The organism is Tardiphaga sp. 37S4, assembly GCF_021044645.1.
In the GTDB taxonomy this organism is placed as follows: domain Bacteria; phylum Pseudomonadota; class Alphaproteobacteria; order Rhizobiales; family Xanthobacteraceae; genus Tardiphaga; species Tardiphaga robiniae.
The window spans coordinates 4,635,589-4,651,394 of record NZ_CP088008.1; the positions used below are offsets into that span (position 1 = coordinate 4,635,589).

The following is a 15,806-nucleotide window of genomic DNA, read 5'->3' on the forward strand; positions in this document are numbered from 1 at the left end:
GGGTTGATGAATCGTGCGGCATCGGTCCATAAGCGGTTTGCGACGGCGGTATGACCCGCCACGGAATTTCGAAGGAATCTCTACGCGTGGCAAACATCAATCAGAAGATCGCAGACGAACTTGGCGTGCGCGAACAGCAAGTCGCCGCGACGGTAGAACTGCTCAACGGCGGCGCGACGGTGCCGTTCGTGGCGCGTTACCGCAAGGAAATCACCGGCGGTCTCGATGACGCGCAACTGCGCACGCTGGAAGAGCGCCTGACCTATCTGCGCGAACTCGAAGAACGCCGTCTCGTGATTCTGGAATCGGTGCGCGAACAGGGTAAGCTCGACGCTGCGCTCGAAACGGCGATCATGACCGCCGAAACCAAAGGCCGTCTCGAGGACATCTATCTGCCGTTCAAACCGAAGCGCCGCACGAAGGCCGAGATCGCCAAGGAAGCCGGCCTTGAACCGCTATCGGAACTGCTGCTCACCGAGCCGCAGAACGATCAGAAGAAAGTTGCCGAAGCTTTCGTCAATGCCGAGAAGAACGTCGCCGATGTCGCCGCTGCACTCGACGGCGCGCGCGCCATTCTTGTCGAGCGCTTCGCCGAAGATGCCGATCTGATCGGCGCGCTGCGCGAGCAGATGTGGTCGAACGGCCTGATGGCCTCGACCGTGCGCACCGGCAAGAAGACCGAAGGCGAGAAGTTCAAGGACTATTTCGACTTCAGCGAGCCGCTGCACAAGCTGCCGTCGCATCGCATTCTCGCGCTGTTCCGCGGCGAGAAAGAAGAGATCCTCGATCTCGCGATGCAGCCCGAGCCGGTGCCGGCCGCGCCTGCTCCGACAACGACACCCAGCTCCTATGAGCTGAAGATCATGAACCGCTTCGGCGTCTCCGATCAGGGCCGCCCCGGTGACAAGTGGCTGACCGAAACCACCCGCTGGGCCTGGCGCACCAAGATCCAGGTGCATCTCAACATCGACCTGCGCATGCGGCTGTGGACTGCGGCCGAAGAAGAAGGCGTCCGCGTGTTCGCCTCCAATTTGCGCGATCTCCTGCTCGCAGCGCCTGCCGGCGCGCGCGTCACCATGGGTCTCGATCCCGGTTTCCGTTCGGGTGTGAAGACCGCGATTATCGACGCCACCGGTAAAGTCGTCGCAACGACCACGATCTATCCGCATGAGCCGCAGCGCCAGTGGGATGCGTCGCTCGCCATGCTCGGCAAGCTCGCCGTCCAGCACAAGGTCGATCTGATCGCCATCGGCAACGGGACGGCCTCGCGCGAGACCGACAAGCTGGCGATGGAGCTGGTGAAGCTACTGCCGGATTTGAAGATGTCGAAGATCGTGGTGTCGGAAGCCGGCGCCTCGGTCTATTCGGCCTCCGCTTTCGCCTCCGAAGAATTGCCCGAACTCGACGTCACGCTGCGCGGCGCGGTGTCGATTGCGCGCCGCCTGCAGGATCCGCTGGCCGAACTGGTGAAGATCGATCCGAAGGCGATCGGCGTCGGCCAGTACCAGCACGATCTCGGCGAGAGCAAGCTGGCGCGGTCGCTCGATGCCGTGGTGGAAGACTGCGTGAACGGCGTCGGTGTCGACGTGAACACGGCATCGGCGCCGCTGCTGGCACGCGTGTCCGGCATCGGCACCGGTCTGGCGCAGAGCATCGTGCAGCACCGCGACGCCAACGGCCCGTTCAAGTCACGCAAGGCGCTGAAGGAAGTGCCGCGGCTTGGCCCGAAGGCGTTCGAACAATGCGCCGGCTTCCTGCGCATCAATGATGGCGAGGATCCGCTCGACAAGTCCGGCGTGCATCCGGAAGCCTATCCGCTGGTGCGCAAGATTCTCGAAGCTACCAAGAGCGACATCAAGGCGCTGATCGGCAATGCCGAGATCCTGCGCAAGGTGCAGCCGAAGACCTTCGTCGACGACACCTTCGGTCTGCCGACCGTCACCGACATCCTGAAAGAACTCGAAAAGCCCGGTCGCGACCCCCGCCCCGCCTTCAAGGCTGCGGTGTTCATGGAAGGCGTCGAGAAGCTGAGCGACCTCAAACCCGGCATGGTGCTCGAAGGCACTGTGACCAACGTCGCTGCCTTCGGCGCCTTCGTCGATATCGGCGTGCATCAAGATGGTCTGGTGCACATCTCGGCGATGTCCAAGACCTTCATCAAGGATCCGCGCGAGGTCGTGAAGTCAGGCGACATCGTCAAGGTGAAGGTGCTGGAAGTCGAAGTCGCCCGCAAGCGCATCGCCCTGACGCTGCGCATGGATGACCCCGTCGGTGCCAAGGCCGACCGCCCGCAAGCCGATCGCGGCCCGCGCTTCAACGAGCGCCAGATGACATCGCGTGCTCCGGCGAAGCAGGAGAGCAGTGGCGGTGGTGCATTTGCAGAGGCACTCCGCCGTGCAGCCGAGAAGGGCGCCGGAAAGGCGAAGTAACTCTCCCCGTCATTGCGAGCGAAGCGAAGCAATCCAGAAGCCAAAAGCGCAGTCTGGATTGCTTCGTCGCAAATGCTCCTCGCAATGACGGCTGTTAGGCCTGCGCCTCCCCCAACTCCATAGCCAACTGCAAAATATCCTCGTCGCAATCGCGCCCGCCCATAATCGACAGGCCGATCGGGCAATCGTCGAGCTTTGCCACAGGCAGTGAGACCTGCGGCGTGCCGGCATGGCCGGACACACACAGCAGTTCGATCGCGCGGGCGCGGAACACGTCGAGCGTCGCATCCGGTGTGTTGCGCAGCGGCGCAATGCCCGGCGCGGTCGGCAGCAGTAACACCGTATCGGTGGTCAGCAGCGACAGCACGCGTTCAACGATGACTTTTCGCATGGCCCGCGCAGCCGCGATCTCGGCGGGATCCAAAACCGCCGCAGCCGCGAAACGCTCCTTCACGCCGGGGCCGAGCTTCGGCTGGGTCGCCTTGATCCATTCGCCCTGCGCGGCCCAGGCTTCTTCCGACTGAACTACACGGAAGGTGTTGCGCCAAGCGTTGAGTTCACCGCTCGCGACATCCACCTCCTCGCTCGCGCCAACCAGCGCCTTGATGCGATCGACCGACGGCTGCAGCAGGTTGCGAACCTTCTCATCGACAGCGCCAAACAGGTCGCTTGCGATCAGAACCTTCTTCACCCGGCGCGGGGCACGCGCCTTGTCGAGCAACACCTTGCCGACCTCGACCATCAATTCGGGCGTGCGCGCGAACCAGCCGACGGTGTCGTAGCTCGGCGCCAGCGGCACCGCACCATCAAGCGGAATGCGACCATGCGTGGTGCGAATGCCGTAGACACCGCAATAGCTGGCGGGCAAACGCACCGAACCACCGGTGTCGGAGCCGATGGCGAAATCGACCAGCGCACCAGCGGTCGCTGCAGCGGAACCACTGGACGAGCCACCGGGAATGCGGCCGAGCGCAGCCGGATTAATCGGCGTGCCGTAATGCGCGTTCTCGCCATTCAGGCTCCAGGCCAGTTCATCGGTATGCGTCTTGCCGACGAGCTTCGCGCCGGCATTCAACAAACGATCCACGACCGGCGACGATTTTGTCGGCACCGGATGTGTCGCCAGCCATTCCGGGCTGCCGGCGCCGGTCGGCACATTGGCGAGATCGAAGAAATCCTTCAGCGCAAAGGTGAGACCCGCGAGAGGCCCCTCTGTCGTCGTCTGCACTTCGATGTGGCCATGATCCACAAAGGCGTTGAGCGTGTCATTGATCGGCATCGAAGTCTCCGTACGACAAAAGGACGCCCGCTTCAGTGGGGCTTGAGCAGACTCGCAGCCGGCCTGATGAAGGTCCTGATGCCATTCTTGAAACCGAACAGCGGCTGCGCGATCTCGCATACCGCCTCTGCCTTGGTCTCGCAATCGAGCACCACGAGATCGGCGGGATTGCCGACGGCGATGCCGTAATGCTTCAGGTTGAGCAGCTTGGCGGATGCCAATGTCACCAGATCAAGACATCCAGCGAGATCGTCGATGGCGCCGACCTGCATCACATTGGCATAGAGATTGATCATGCGGATCAGCGACGCATCGCCGAACGGCGTGAACGGATTGAGCACGTTGTTGGTGGAGATATTGGCGTTCACGCCGAGCGCGCGAAGCTTATGCGCCGACGTCACGCCACGCGGCACGTTGTGATCGCTGTCACGGCCGGTGAGGAACAGGTCGGTCGCCGGCAACACCGTGACGGCGACACCGGCATCGGCGAGCCGCTTTGCAGCGGCCTCGAAGGCCGCAGGCGGCATCGCCGACAGTTTCGTGGCATGGCCGATGGCGACACGGCCGCCCCAGCCGGTCGCCTCGGTCATGCGGCAGACCTCTTCGTAGTCCGACCGCGTTGGGTCGAGATCGAAATCGAGGTGGAAATCGATATCGACGCCGAACTCCTGCGCGATACCAAAAATCCTGACGATCTGGCCATTCGAATCCTTGTCGATGTAAGGCACGCCGCCGACCAGATCGGCGCCCTCTCGCATCGCCTGCAGCAGGACCTCCTCGCAGCCGGGATCATCGAGCAATCCCTCCTGCGGAAACACGCAGAGCTGCAGATCGATCGCCCAGGCGTATTCCTGCTTCAACTTCTTCAGCGCGCGAAAACTGGTCAACCCGATACGCGGATCGACCTCCACATGCGTGCGCATGCGGTTGGTGCCGTGCTTGATCGCTTTCTCCAGCGTCTGCGATGCGCGTGCATAGACGTCCTCTTCGGTGAAGTCGCGTTTGGCCCGGGAGACTTCGCTGATCACCTCCGCGAGCGTACCCTTCGCGCAATTGCAGCGGCCGAGGAGACAGGATTTGTCGAGATGGATATGCGTCTCCACGAAGCCCGGCACGAGCAGCCGGCCGCCGACATCCTGATCCGGCGCGACGCCGCGCGGCAGGCCGATCTCGATGGCCTCGAACCGCCCGCCGCGAATGCCGATATCCACCGGACCATCGGGCCGGTCGGCAATGCGCGCGTTGCGCAGGATGAGATCGAAGGTCATGGGAGGACTCCTGAAGAGGCCACGCCGCCGATCGGGACGTAGCGAAAGTATATGCGCGGGCAAGCAAGGCATGTGCCAAGACGCATGCGATTCAACCTCTGATTAACTATCTGAAAATAAGACAATATCTTCAAATCTTGCTTCAAGGAACGCCCAATAATGAGGCGCGCCACACAAGAATTGTATACGATCTGATGCATCTACCGAATACAATTCTGGCATCGGTTTTGCTATGATGGCGCCAGCATCTGCCCGCAGGAGAAACCCGATGTCGCAATCCCCCACCGCGCTTGCGCCCGTCACCGATGAAACCGCCCAGGCTGCCGACCTCGTCGAGCGGTTTCTCGTGGCCTCCATGGTGCCGGACCCGGAAACCGCCGGCACCTTCATGTCGGCCGACGTCGCGATCACCTTCACCGGCGGCCGCAAGTTCAAGCATCCGCGCGATGCCACCGCCTTCAACGCCATGCGCTACAAATGGGTGAAGAAGAAGATGGAGCGCACCGACGTGTCGCCGGGGAATGGCGAGACCATCGTCTACAATACCGGAACGCTCTTCGGCGAATGGCATGACGGCACGCCGTTCGAAAGCAATCGCTATGTCGATCGCTTCGTCGTGCGCGACGGCAAGATCGTGAAAATGGATGTCTGGAACGACAGCGCTGAACGCATTCTCGTGCGCATGGATATCGAAGCTTAGCGCAAACACGGCGGCTTGATCGCGGGCCGGCGTTCAGCATCTCGAAATGTCGACGATCTGGCACTCGGTTTGCATACACAATGCAAGCCGAGTGTAACCAGGGAACGTCGATGTTGCAGGGATTCTCCAAGACCATGATGACAGGCGCGGCGCTGCTGTGCCTGATCGCTGTCACCAACACTGCCAAGGCCGATGCAGCGGCCTGCCCAGCGACGATCCCGTTCGGATTGACCACGCCGCTGACTGGTAACCTTGCATTGCTCGGCACCCAAGCCCGCAACGGCGCTGAATTCGCTGTCGACGAGATCAACGCCGCCGGCGGCATTTCCGGCAAGAAGATCGCACTCACCACCGAGGACACCGGCGCCTCGTCGACCGACGCTCTGAATGCGATGAATCGCATCATCGAGAGCAAGCCGCTGGTCATCATGTCGTCGATGATCTCGCCGCATGTGTTTGCACAGACCGAGAGCGTCAACAAATCCGAGACCCCGTTCATCGTCGGCGCCACCAACGCGAAAGTCACCGCGCAGGGCTCGAAGTGGCTGTTCCGCACCCACGCCCATGACGGCCAGCTCGCCGAGCTGATCCCCGAATATCTCGTGAATTCACTGAAGAAGACCAAGCCCGGCATTCTCGTCGTTGCCGACGATTACGGCCTCGGCGCGTCGAAGGGCATTCAGGCGGCACTCACCAAACTCAATGTCACGCCGGTCGCGACAGCCTCTTATGCCCCGTCCGACAAGGACATGAGCGCGCAGCTTCTGGAGATCAAGGACAAGGGCGCCGACAGCCTGATCCTGTTCGGTCGTCCCTCCGACATCACGCTGGTGCTGAAGCAGATGGGCGATCTCGGCATCAAGCTGACCACCATCGGCAATACCAGCATTGTCGCGCAGACCACCCTGAACAATCTGTCCGCAGCCGAAGCCGACGGCAACTACGCGATCGGGGGCATGATCCCCCAAACCTCGACCGATCCGAAAATTCTGGATTGGGCAAAGCGCGTGCAGGACAAATACAAAGTGCCGGCCGACAACTTCACCGTCTCCTATTACGACTCGGTCTTCATGCTGAAGTCGATCATTGAGAAAGTCGGCTGCGACAAGCCGGCGATCCGTGATGCCCTTGCCGCCACCAAGGACTTCAAGGGCATGCTGATCTCCTACCAGGCCGATGCCAACGGCGACCTCACCCATACGCTCGGCATCTATCGCAACAAGGGCAAGACCCCGGAATTCACCGGACCGATCAAAGAGAGCGGGTTCTAAAACTTCATGGGCCAGCTCGTCGTCAACGGCCTGGCGCTCGGGAGCATCTATGCTCTCGTGGCGCTGGGTCTGCTGCTGATTTTCAACACCGTTCAGATCGTCAATTTCGCGCAGGGACAGTTGTTGATGCTCGGTGCCTTTATCGGTATTTCGGGCGCGGTGACGCATGAACTGCCGATGGCGCTGGCCTGGGCCTCCACCATGCTGGCGATGGCGCTGATCGGCATCGTCTTCATGGTGCTAGTCTATTTCCCCTTGCGCGGGCGGCCACCATTCCTGGTGATCCTCACCACCATCGCCATGGGCATTGTGCTGGAGAACATCGCGCTGATCGTCTGGGGGCCGCTGCCGGTGTCGCTGCCTTCGCCGGTGCGCGGCCCGCCGCTGCGTTTTGCCGGTGTCGTCATTTCGATGCACCAGCTCTTCATCTTCTGCACGCTCGCAGTGATCCTGCTGCTGCAATATCTGATGCTCAGCAAAACACGCTTCGGCATCCTGATGCAGGCCACTGCGCAGGACCTGCACACCGCGCGGCTGGTCGGCATTCCCGTCAACCGCACCATCGCCGTCGCCTTTGCCTTTGGCGCGATCCTGTCGGGTATCGCCGGCCTGCTGGTGGCACCAATTTTCCTGGCCGAGCCGACCATGGGCGGCAGTCTGGGTCTCAAAGGCTTCGTCGTCAGCGTGATCGGCGGCTTTGGCAATCTGCCGGGCGCGGTGATCGGCGGGTTGTTTCTCGGCCTGATCGAGACCTTCGGCGCGCGCTACATCTCCTCGAACTTTCGCGATGCCTATGCCTTCATCGTGATGATCGCCGTGCTCGTGGCCTGGCCGCGCGGACTGTTCGGCGAGAAGAGCAGCGAGAAGGTATGACAGTGAAACACTGGTTTCCGCTCGCGCTTGGCGTTGTGGTGGCGCTGCTGATCCCGGCAGTGACCCATGACAACTATGTCATTCAGCTCCTCAACATCGCCATTCTCAACGCCATCGTCGTGCTCGGCTTGAACTTCGCCACCGGCTGGGTCGGCCAGATCAATTTCGGCCAGGCCGCATTTTACGGCCTCGGCGCCTACACTACAGGCATCGCCGCCAAAGCCGGATTGCCCTGGATCACGACGCCATTCCTGTCGGTGGTCATCGTGATGGCGGCGAGCCTCGTGCTTGGCCTGCCGACGTTGCGGCTGCGCACCTATTATCTCGCAATGACCACGATCGGCTTCGGCGAGATCGTCCGTCTGATCATCGTGCATTGGGAGCCGGTGACCGGCGGCACCTCGGGCTTGCGCACCATTCCGGGGATCAGCGTGTTCGGCATCGGCCCGCAAGGACAGGTTCAACATTATTATTTGCTCATCGCAGTGCTGGCGATTGCGGCCCTCGTCGCCGCGCGGATTCGGCAATCGTCGCTCGGCCGCGCCATGATCGCCACCAAGGATTCCGAGATCGCCGCCGAGCAGAGCGGCGTCGACACTACGCGTACCAAGCTGATCGCTTTTATGATCGGCGCGGTCTATGCCGGCCTCGCCGGTTGCCTCTACGCTTCCTCGATCCGCTTCATCAGCCCGGACAGCTTCTCCGGCACCCAGGCCATCCTGCTGATGACCATGCTTATCGTTGGCGGCATGGGCTCGATCCCCGGCTGCATCATCGGCGCCGTCGGCCTGACCATTTTGCCGGAGGCGCTACGTTTCCTCGGGCAATGGTACCTCGTGCTTTATGGCCTCGGCGTCATCGCCGTGATCGTGCTGGCGCCCGGCGGCCTCGCATCGCTGGCATCACGGCTGCCACGCTGGGCGGGTGCGCGATGACGGATCAAGCGATCATCACCGCGCGCGGCGTGACGCGCCGTTTCGGCGGCCTTGTCGCGCTCGACGACGTCGATCTCGACGTCCCCAAGGGAATCGTGCAGGCGATCATCGGCCCCAACGGCTCGGGCAAGACCACGCTGCTGAATGCGCTGTCCGGCGCCTCACATGCCGATGCCGGTTCGATCCGCATCGACGGCAAGGAGATCTTCCGCCTCAGGCCCAACCGCATCGCGCGGCTCGGGCTGGCACGCACGTTCCAGAACATCCGGGTGTTCTCCAATCTCACCGTGCTGGAAAATGTGAAAGTCGCTGCAGCCTGCAACACGCCCATGTCGATGCTCAACATCATGCTGTCGAACGGCACGCAGCGACAACGCGAGGCTGAGATCGAGAGCACCTCGCGCGAAGCGCTGGAGATCGTCAGCCTCGCCGCACGCGCAGACGACCGCCCGACCCAGTTGCCCTACGCACAGCAGCGCCTGCTGGAAATCGCACGGGCCTTGGCGTCGAAACCCAGCGTGCTTTTGCTGGATGAGCCTGCCGCGGGCATGAACATGACCGAGAGCATGACGCTGCTCGACACCATCGCGAAGCTAAAAGGTAAGGGCATCACCGTGTTGCTGGTCGAGCACAATGTGCGACTGGTAATGGGGATCAGCGACCGCGTTGCCGTCCTCGATTTCGGCAAGAAGATCGCCGAAGGCGCGCCATCCGACGTGCAGCGAAACCCGTTGGTGATCGAGGCCTATCTCGGCAGGCGGCACCGCCATGCTTAAGGTCGACAATCTCCGCGTCTCCTACGGTCATATCGAAGTGCTGAAGGGAATCTCCTTCAGCGTCGAGATGGGCGAGATCGTTGCCCTGATCGGCGGCAATGGCGCCGGCAAGACCACGACGCTCAGCACCATCTCCGGCCTGCTGCGACCGACATCGGGCACGATTTCATGGAAGGGCGAGAACATTCACGGCACGGCTGTGGAAACCATCGTCGGCACCGGCCTCGCCCATTGCCCGGAAGGCCGCCGGATTTTTCCGGGGCTGACCGTGCGCGAGAACCTGATCACCGGCACCGCATCGCGCGCCTACAGGAAGGCCGAGGTCGAAGACGATCTGGCGCTGGTGTTCGAACTGTTTCCGCGCCTGAAGGAGCGCATCAAGCAAGGCGGCTGGTCGCTGTCGGGAGGCGAACAGCAGATGCTTGCGATCGGCCGTGCGCTGATGTCGCGGCCGAACCTTCTGATGCTGGACGAGCCGTCACTGGGCCTCGCACCCATCGTGATCGAACAGGTGTTCGACAAGATCGTTGAACTGAACAAGCGAACCGGGCTTGGCGTGTTGCTTGTCGAGCAGAATTCCGCGATGGCGCTGGAGGTTGCGGCACGCGCTTTCGTGCTGGAAACCGGATCGATCACACTGTCCGGACCGGCATCCGTTCTGGCAGACGATCCGCGTATTCGCGAGGCGTATCTGGGTGGGTAGTCCAATTCCCCTCATTGCGAGGAGCCCTTGCGACGAAGCAATCCAGTCTTTGGCCAAGAACTGGATTGCTTCGCCCAACGAATTGGCTTTGCCAATTCGCCAAGGCTCGCATCGACGAGGCGTTACTTCACGTCTTTCAACAGCGCGATGTTTGCGGCGACTTCCTTTGCCACCAGCTCATCCATCGCTTTCGGCTCCATCGTGATCGTCTCCACGCCGATCTTCTTCAGAGCCGCCTGCATCTCAGGTTTGGCGAGTACCTTGACGCCGGCGTCGTGCATCTTGGCGACGATCTCGGGCGACGTCTTGGAGGGCACGAATACGCCGATCCAGCTCTCGCTGACGCCGTCCTTGAGGCCGACTTCGGTCATCGACGGCACGTCGGGCAGTTCATTGCTGCGCTTGTCGGTGGAGACAACCAGTGCACGCACCTGCCCTTCGCGGATCAGCGGCAAAGCGGTCGCCGCCGGGCAGAAGTAGAAATCGATACGGCCACCGAGAATATCGGCGATCACTTCCGGACCGCCGCGATACGGCACGTGGGTCGCTTCGAATTTGGCAGCAAGGCGGAATTTCTCGGCGCTGATATGCACGGCGCTGCCGACGCCCACCGAACCGAAATTGATCTGCGATCCCTTGGCTTTCGCATCCTTCAGGAAGTCGTCCACGGTCTTCCACGGACGTTCTTTCGGAATGATCATGATTTGCGGGATGGAGCCGATCATGATGACTGACGACAGGTCTTTCGACGTGTCATAGGGCAGGTTCGGAAAGATTGCCGGCGTGATCGCCAGCGCCGAGGAATGCGCCAGGATGCTGTAGCCATCCGGCTCCGCCTTTGTCACCGCGTTGGTGCCGATCGAGCCACCACCACCGACCCGGTTCTCGACCACGATCGTCTGACCGAGCTCGGGCCCGAGGCGCTCAAAGAATATCCGCGGCACCACGTCGGTGGCGCTGCCGGGGCCGAACGGGATGGTGGCCTTGATCAAACGGCTCGGCCAGTTGTTTTCGGCCTGCGCCGCGACAGACGACAGCAGCACACCGGCGAAAACACACGACCACCGCATAAGCTTATTCATTACTTGCTCCAATAATACCATCCACAGGGAATGGCGGCCCAGTGATGGGGCCAATCGGCGACAACGAAGCAAGTTTCGGACCGTTTGAAGCCTAAAACAACGCCCGAACGCGCGGTGATCCAGCCCAGACAAAGGACAATGCCGGCCTCACCCGTGCTGGCAAGGCCGGCAGTCTGCCTACTTGCCCGCGATCTCGCTTTTGAGCAGCACCTTGTTGTCGGCGATTTCCTTGACCAGCAGCGCATCCATCTCGGATGACTTCATCGGCATCGGCTCGACACCAATCTTCTTCAGCGAAGCCTGCATGTCAGCCGTGTTCAGCACCTTGGTGCCAGTCACATAGAGTTTCTCGACGATCTCCGGCGGCGTTTTCGATGGCACGAACACGCCGAACCAGATTGAGCTGTCCGCATCCTTGAGACCGGCATCGATCGGTGTCGGCACATCCGGCAGATCCCGCACCCGCGTCGGCGTCGACACCACCAGCGCGCGGACCTGGCCTTCGCGAATCAACGGCAGCGCCGTGGCCAGCGGGCAGAAGTAGAAATCGATGCGACCGCCGATGATATCGGTGATCACCTCGGAGCCGCCGCGATAGGGGATATGCGTGGCCTCGAACCCGGCAGCGGCGCGGAATTTTTCCGAACTGATATGCACGGCGCTGCCAACGCCCACCGAGCCGTAATTGATCACAGTGCCCTTGGTCTTCGCGGAAGCCAGGAAATCCTGAATCGTTTTCCATGGCCGTTCGTTGGGCACGATCATCACATTGGCCGCATAGCCAATCATCAGCACCGAGGACAGCTCCCTGGTGGTGTCGTAGTTGAGGTTGGGGAAGATCGCGGGCGCAATGGAGATGGCGTTGGTCTGCGACAGCAAGGTGTAGCCATCCGGATCGCTCTTCGCGACCGCGCCCGTGCCCACCGAGCCGCCCGCACCCACGCGATTTTCAATCACGATCGGTTGCCCGAGCTCCGTGCTCAGTTTTTCGAAGAAAAGGCGCGGGACCACGTCACCCGCACTGCCGGCACCGAACGGATTGACCGCCTTGATCGGCTTCGTCGGCCAGTTGGTGTCGGCCAGCGCAGCGCCGGACATCAATACAGCGGCCAATACGCACGACAATCGCCAGGACTTGTTCATCGCTCGCTCCAGTTGCGCCATTCAATGGAATGGCAGCTCATGGAAGAAGGCAAAAGCAAGAACTGGACCGGCGATGGCCTAGAACGAGGTCCCGGCCCGCGGCTTTTTCTCCGGCACTTCCGGCTCGGTCGGCACCGGCCCGATGCGCAGCGCGGTGATGCGGTTGCGCTCACGGCGCAGCACGCGGAAGCGGAAGTTGTAGAACGTGAAGCTTTGCCCGCGTTCGGGGATGGAACGCGCCTCGTGAATGACAAGGCCGGCCACCGTGGTGGCTTCATCATCCGGCAGATGCCAGTCCATGGCGCGGTTGAGGTCGCGGATCGGCACCGAACCATCGACCACCACCGAACCATCGGCCTGCGCGCGCACACCCGCGACGACCACGTCGTGTTCATCCGCGATGTCGCCGACGATTTCTTCCAACACGTCTTCCAGCGTCACCATGCCTTCGACTTCGCCATATTCGTCGACCACGAGCGCAAAGTGAGTCTTGCGGCGACGGAAGGCTTTCAACTGATCCGACAGTGGACGCATCTCCGGGACGAACCACGGCGGCAGCGCGATCGAAGCTACGTCGATCTTTGCGGTATCGCCATCGACGGCGCGGATCGCGCGCAGCAGGTCCTTGGCGTGGAGCACGCCGATGATGTTTTCCGGCTTCTCACGCCAGAGGGGAATGCGGGTGTATTCAGTGGCCAGCACTTCGCGCACTAGCTCTTCGGATGGCAGGTCCGCATTCAGCGTCACCATCGCCGTGCGATGGACCATGACATCGGACACCGCGAGATCGCCGAAGCGAAACACGTTCTGGATATACTCAGCCTCGCCTGACGCGATGCCACCATGTTCCGCGGATTCACCGACAAGGCCCTCAATCTCAACGCCGGTGAGAATTTCATGCGGCGAGGCCTCCTGCACACCGAGCAGTGCCAGCGTGCCGCGTGACGCCGCGTTGAGCAGCCAGTTCAGCGGATAAAACAGGATGTAGGACGCATAAAGCGGATAGGCGATCCATTGCGACACCGGCTCCGGCTGCCGGATCGCCAGCGTCTTCGGCACCTGCTCGCCGATCACGATATGCAGCGAGGAGAAGACGAGGAAGCCGGTAATGAAGGACGTAAAGTGCAGCGCGGATTCCGACAGGCCGAGCGGATCGAGCACCGGTTTCAGCAGTGCGGCCACCGTGGGCTCACCAACCCAGCCGAGTCCCAGCGATGCCATGGTGATGCCGAGCTGGCAGCAGGCCAGATAGGCTTCGATATTGCCCATCATGTTCTGCAGCAGACGCGCGCCGAAGCGGTTCTGCTCGACCATGCTCTTGACGCGGAAGCCTCGGCTTTTGACCAGCGCAAACTCCGCCGCCACGTAAAACGCGTTGGCAGCGAGCAGGAAGATCGCGATCAGCAGATTGACGGTAATCGAATTCATGAAAGTCCTGCGACGGCGCCGGCTTTGGTAAATCCCAAACCGGACACGGTCAGTTCTATCCCGTCAGCTTCTGATGCAGAAAGGCGCGAACCGTCGCGGGATCGACATCGCCAGCGATGACGGCCTGGCCGACGGCCTCCAGCAAGATAAAGGTGAGCTTGCCGCGTTTCACCTTCTTGTCCTGCGCCATCAGCGCCATCAGCGTATCCGCGTCCGCGAGGCCTTCCTGCGCGAAGCCGGCAATGTCCTGCAGCTTCGTAGGTAGACCCACATCGGCGAGATGATGCTGCACGCGGGTCGCATCGCTCTCCGCGATCATACCAAGCTGCGCCGACAGTTGCGCAGCCAGCACCATGCCGACCGACACGCCCTCGCCATGGAACAACCGGTCCGAGAAGCCGGTCACCGCTTCCAGCGCATGTCCGAAGGTATGACCGAGATTGAGCAGTGCGCGTTCGCCATTCTCACGTTCGTCGCGCGACACGACGCCCGCCTTGGCACGGCATGAGGTGGCGATCGCATGTTCACGAGCACTACCGCCGCGCATGATGTCGGCATGGTTGGCTTCAAGCCATGTGAAGAACTGGTGATCGCCGAGCACACCGTATTTGGCGACTTCCGCATAGCCCGAACGAAATTGCCGTGGCGACAGCGTATCGAGGACCGCCGTATCGGCCACAACAAGCACCGGCTGATGGAACGCGCCGAGCAGGTTCTTGCCCTGCGGCGAGTTGATGCCGGTCTTACCGCCGACGGAAGAGTCGACCTGCGCCAGCAGGGAGGTCGGCACCTGCACGAAATCGACGCCACGGCGGATGATCGCTGCGGCAAAGCCGGCGAGATCGCCAACCACTCCGCCACCGAGCGCGATGACGAGATCGTTGCGCTCGATTTTCGCCGCGATCAGTGCTTCGGAAACTTTCTCCAGGCCCGCATAGCTCTTCGACCCCTCGCCTTCCTCAACAATGATATGCGAGGTCGGAATGCCGGCTTCCGCCAGCGAGGCTTCCGTTGCAGCGAGCCAATGCTTGGCAACGGTCCTATCGGTCACGATCGCTGTGCGCACGCCCGGCCGCAGTCTGGCGATCCGCGCACCAAGCGACGGCAGTACATTGCGGCCGATGACAATGTCATAGGCGCGCTCAGCCAACGCGACGTCCACGACGATCGGATCGGAATGTTTCAGCGGGGCGGTCATAGTTGAGGACTCAAGGGATCGCCTGTCGGTTCGGAAATGGCGGAAGCTGCATGCGGGCGGAACAGATGCTCATGCAGCGCGATGATGCCTTCCTCGACGATCTTCTCATGCGGCACGTCGCGCGAGTCGATCGTGATGTCGGTCTGCTCGTAGAACGGATGGCGCGCCTCGATCAGCCGCGCAATGGTCGCGGCGGGATCGGCGGTCTTCAGCAGCGGACGGTTCTCCCGGCGCCGGACCCGGCGCAGAATCACGTCGGCGTCAGCTTTCAGCCACAGCGAGATCGCCTTGTCGCGGATGCGCTGACGGGTCTCCTCGCGCAGGAAGGCGCCGCCGCCGGTCGCCAGCAGGATCGGTCCGCTGTCCAGCAGCCGGGCGATCACCCGCGCCTCGCCATCGCGGAAATGCGGCTCACCATGGACCTCGAAAATGTCCGGGATCGACATCCCGGCCGCCGCCTCGATCTCGTTGTCGGCGTCGACGAAAGGCAGCCGCAGCCGCGTCGCCATGCGCCGGCCAATGGTCGATTTACCTGCCCCCATCATGCCCACCAGCACGACCGAACGCTTTCCCAGCGCCGCGACGATGGCGGCCTCCTGGGGTGCGCTGGCAATGGCCGGCAAGATGGTCTCGGACATCAAAAAACACCTGCAAAATCAGTGAGCGACAAGGGATCGCAGAGGTTTGCCGCATTCCGGTCACCTATACTACCCCCAGCGCC

The 15,806-nt window shown here is 62.0% G+C and carries 14 protein-coding genes; 7 read left to right on the forward strand and 7 right to left on the reverse strand.

Going from position 1 to position 15,806, the window contains the following annotated elements; all coding sequences use genetic code 11:
* Nucleotides 1–86 precede the first annotated feature (86 nt).
* Nucleotides 87–2,429, forward strand: coding sequence for a Tex family protein (locus tag LPB73_RS22050; RefSeq protein ID WP_305801556.1), 2,343 nt, complete (start codon nucleotides 87–89; stop codon nucleotides 2,427–2,429).
* A 94-nt stretch (nucleotides 2,430–2,523) separates the two neighbouring features.
* Here the strand turns inward: LPB73_RS22050 and LPB73_RS22055 are convergent, their stop codons facing one another.
* Nucleotides 2,524–3,708 (reverse strand): amidase, encoded by a 1,185-nt coding sequence (locus LPB73_RS22055; protein ID WP_231078178.1) that lies wholly within the window; start codon nucleotides 3,706–3,708, stop codon nucleotides 2,524–2,526.
* A 32-nt stretch (nucleotides 3,709–3,740) separates the two neighbouring features.
* Nucleotides 3,741–4,976: an amidohydrolase family protein gene (locus tag LPB73_RS22060; protein WP_231078179.1), complete on the reverse strand. Its 1,236-nt coding sequence runs from the start codon at nucleotides 4,974–4,976 to the stop codon at nucleotides 3,741–3,743.
* Between the two features lie 268 nt (nucleotides 4,977–5,244).
* Here LPB73_RS22060 and LPB73_RS22065 point away from each other — a divergent pair, with 268 nt between their 5' ends.
* From LPB73_RS22065 to LPB73_RS22090, 6 genes are all read left to right on the forward strand, one after another.
* Nucleotides 5,245–5,676, forward strand: coding sequence for a nuclear transport factor 2 family protein (locus LPB73_RS22065; protein ID WP_231078180.1), 432 nt, complete (start codon nucleotides 5,245–5,247; stop codon nucleotides 5,674–5,676).
* Between the two features lie 110 nt (nucleotides 5,677–5,786).
* Nucleotides 5,787–6,947 carry an ABC transporter substrate-binding protein gene (locus LPB73_RS22070; RefSeq protein WP_231078181.1) on the forward strand — a complete coding sequence of 387 codons (1,161 nt, stop codon included), beginning with the start codon at nucleotides 5,787–5,789 and terminating at the stop codon, nucleotides 6,945–6,947.
* A gap of 6 nt (nucleotides 6,948–6,953) precedes the next feature.
* Complete coding sequence (locus tag LPB73_RS22075; RefSeq protein ID WP_231078182.1) at nucleotides 6,954–7,820, forward strand: branched-chain amino acid ABC transporter permease; 867 nt, start codon at nucleotides 6,954–6,956, stop codon at nucleotides 7,818–7,820.
* The gene (locus LPB73_RS22080; protein ID WP_231078183.1) at nucleotides 7,817–8,755 is read left to right on the forward strand and encodes a branched-chain amino acid ABC transporter permease; all 939 of its coding nucleotides are present in this window, start codon (nucleotides 7,817–7,819) and stop codon (nucleotides 8,753–8,755) included. Before LPB73_RS22075 ends, LPB73_RS22080 begins: the two co-directional genes overlap by 4 nt.
* The gene (locus tag LPB73_RS22085) at nucleotides 8,752–9,531 is read left to right on the forward strand and encodes an ABC transporter ATP-binding protein (RefSeq protein ID WP_231078184.1); all 780 of its coding nucleotides are present in this window, start codon (nucleotides 8,752–8,754) and stop codon (nucleotides 9,529–9,531) included. The genes LPB73_RS22080 and LPB73_RS22085 overlap by 4 nt, the downstream gene beginning before the upstream one ends.
* Nucleotides 9,524–10,234: an ABC transporter ATP-binding protein gene (locus LPB73_RS22090; RefSeq protein ID WP_231078185.1), complete on the forward strand. Its 711-nt coding sequence runs from the start codon at nucleotides 9,524–9,526 to the stop codon at nucleotides 10,232–10,234. Before LPB73_RS22085 ends, LPB73_RS22090 begins: the two co-directional genes overlap by 8 nt.
* 122 nt (nucleotides 10,235–10,356) lie before the next feature.
* On the opposite strand, the gene LPB73_RS22095 is transcribed toward LPB73_RS22090, so the two are convergent.
* The 5 genes from LPB73_RS22095 to LPB73_RS22115 form a co-directional block, all read right to left on the reverse strand.
* On the reverse strand, nucleotides 10,357–11,316 hold the full coding sequence (locus LPB73_RS22095) for a Bug family tripartite tricarboxylate transporter substrate binding protein (protein WP_231078186.1): 960 nt from the start codon (nucleotides 11,314–11,316) through the stop codon (nucleotides 10,357–10,359).
* 177 nt (nucleotides 11,317–11,493) lie between these two features.
* Nucleotides 11,494–12,459, reverse strand: coding sequence for a Bug family tripartite tricarboxylate transporter substrate binding protein (locus LPB73_RS22100; RefSeq protein ID WP_231078188.1), 966 nt, complete (start codon nucleotides 12,457–12,459; stop codon nucleotides 11,494–11,496).
* 78 nt (nucleotides 12,460–12,537) lie between these two features.
* Nucleotides 12,538–13,887, reverse strand: coding sequence for a hemolysin family protein (locus LPB73_RS22105; RefSeq protein ID WP_231078190.1), 1,350 nt, complete (start codon nucleotides 13,885–13,887; stop codon nucleotides 12,538–12,540).
* 55 nt (nucleotides 13,888–13,942) lie between these two features.
* Nucleotides 13,943–15,085: a 3-dehydroquinate synthase gene (gene aroB / locus LPB73_RS22110; RefSeq protein WP_231078192.1), complete on the reverse strand. Its 1,143-nt coding sequence runs from the start codon at nucleotides 15,083–15,085 to the stop codon at nucleotides 13,943–13,945.
* Nucleotides 15,082–15,723, reverse strand: a complete 642-nt coding sequence (locus LPB73_RS22115; protein ID WP_231078193.1) for a shikimate kinase — start codon at nucleotides 15,721–15,723, stop codon at nucleotides 15,082–15,084. Before LPB73_RS22115 ends, aroB begins: the two co-directional genes overlap by 4 nt.
* Nucleotides 15,724–15,806: the final 83 nt, after the last annotated feature.

Excerpts from the sequence above, each read along its gene's own strand:
- LPB73_RS22055 (WP_231078178.1), bottom strand. The coding sequence starts at position 3,708 with ATGCCGATCAATGACACGCTCAACGCCTTTGTGGATCATGGCCACATC.
- LPB73_RS22060 (WP_231078179.1), bottom strand. The coding sequence starts at position 4,976 with ATGACCTTCGATCTCATCCTGCGCAACGCGCGCATTGCCGACCGGCCC.
- LPB73_RS22065 (WP_231078180.1), top strand. The coding sequence starts at position 5,245 with ATGTCGCAATCCCCCACCGCGCTTGCGCCCGTCACCGATGAAACCGCC.
- LPB73_RS22070 (WP_231078181.1), top strand. The coding sequence starts at position 5,787 with ATGTTGCAGGGATTCTCCAAGACCATGATGACAGGCGCGGCGCTGCTG.
- LPB73_RS22075 (WP_231078182.1), top strand. The coding sequence starts at position 6,954 with ATGGGCCAGCTCGTCGTCAACGGCCTGGCGCTCGGGAGCATCTATGCT.
- LPB73_RS22080 (WP_231078183.1), top strand. The coding sequence starts at position 7,817 with ATGACAGTGAAACACTGGTTTCCGCTCGCGCTTGGCGTTGTGGTGGCG.
- LPB73_RS22085 (WP_231078184.1), top strand. The coding sequence starts at position 8,752 with ATGACGGATCAAGCGATCATCACCGCGCGCGGCGTGACGCGCCGTTTC.
- LPB73_RS22090 (WP_231078185.1), top strand. The coding sequence starts at position 9,524 with ATGCTTAAGGTCGACAATCTCCGCGTCTCCTACGGTCATATCGAAGTG.
- LPB73_RS22095 (WP_231078186.1), bottom strand. The coding sequence starts at position 11,316 with ATGAATAAGCTTATGCGGTGGTCGTGTGTTTTCGCCGGTGTGCTGCTG.
- LPB73_RS22100 (WP_231078188.1), bottom strand. The coding sequence starts at position 12,459 with ATGAACAAGTCCTGGCGATTGTCGTGCGTATTGGCCGCTGTATTGATG.
- LPB73_RS22105 (WP_231078190.1), bottom strand. The coding sequence starts at position 13,887 with ATGAATTCGATTACCGTCAATCTGCTGATCGCGATCTTCCTGCTCGCT.
- aroB (WP_231078192.1), bottom strand. The coding sequence starts at position 15,085 with ATGACCGCCCCGCTGAAACATTCCGATCCGATCGTCGTGGACGTCGCG.
- LPB73_RS22115 (WP_231078193.1), bottom strand. The coding sequence starts at position 15,723 with ATGTCCGAGACCATCTTGCCGGCCATTGCCAGCGCACCCCAGGAGGCC.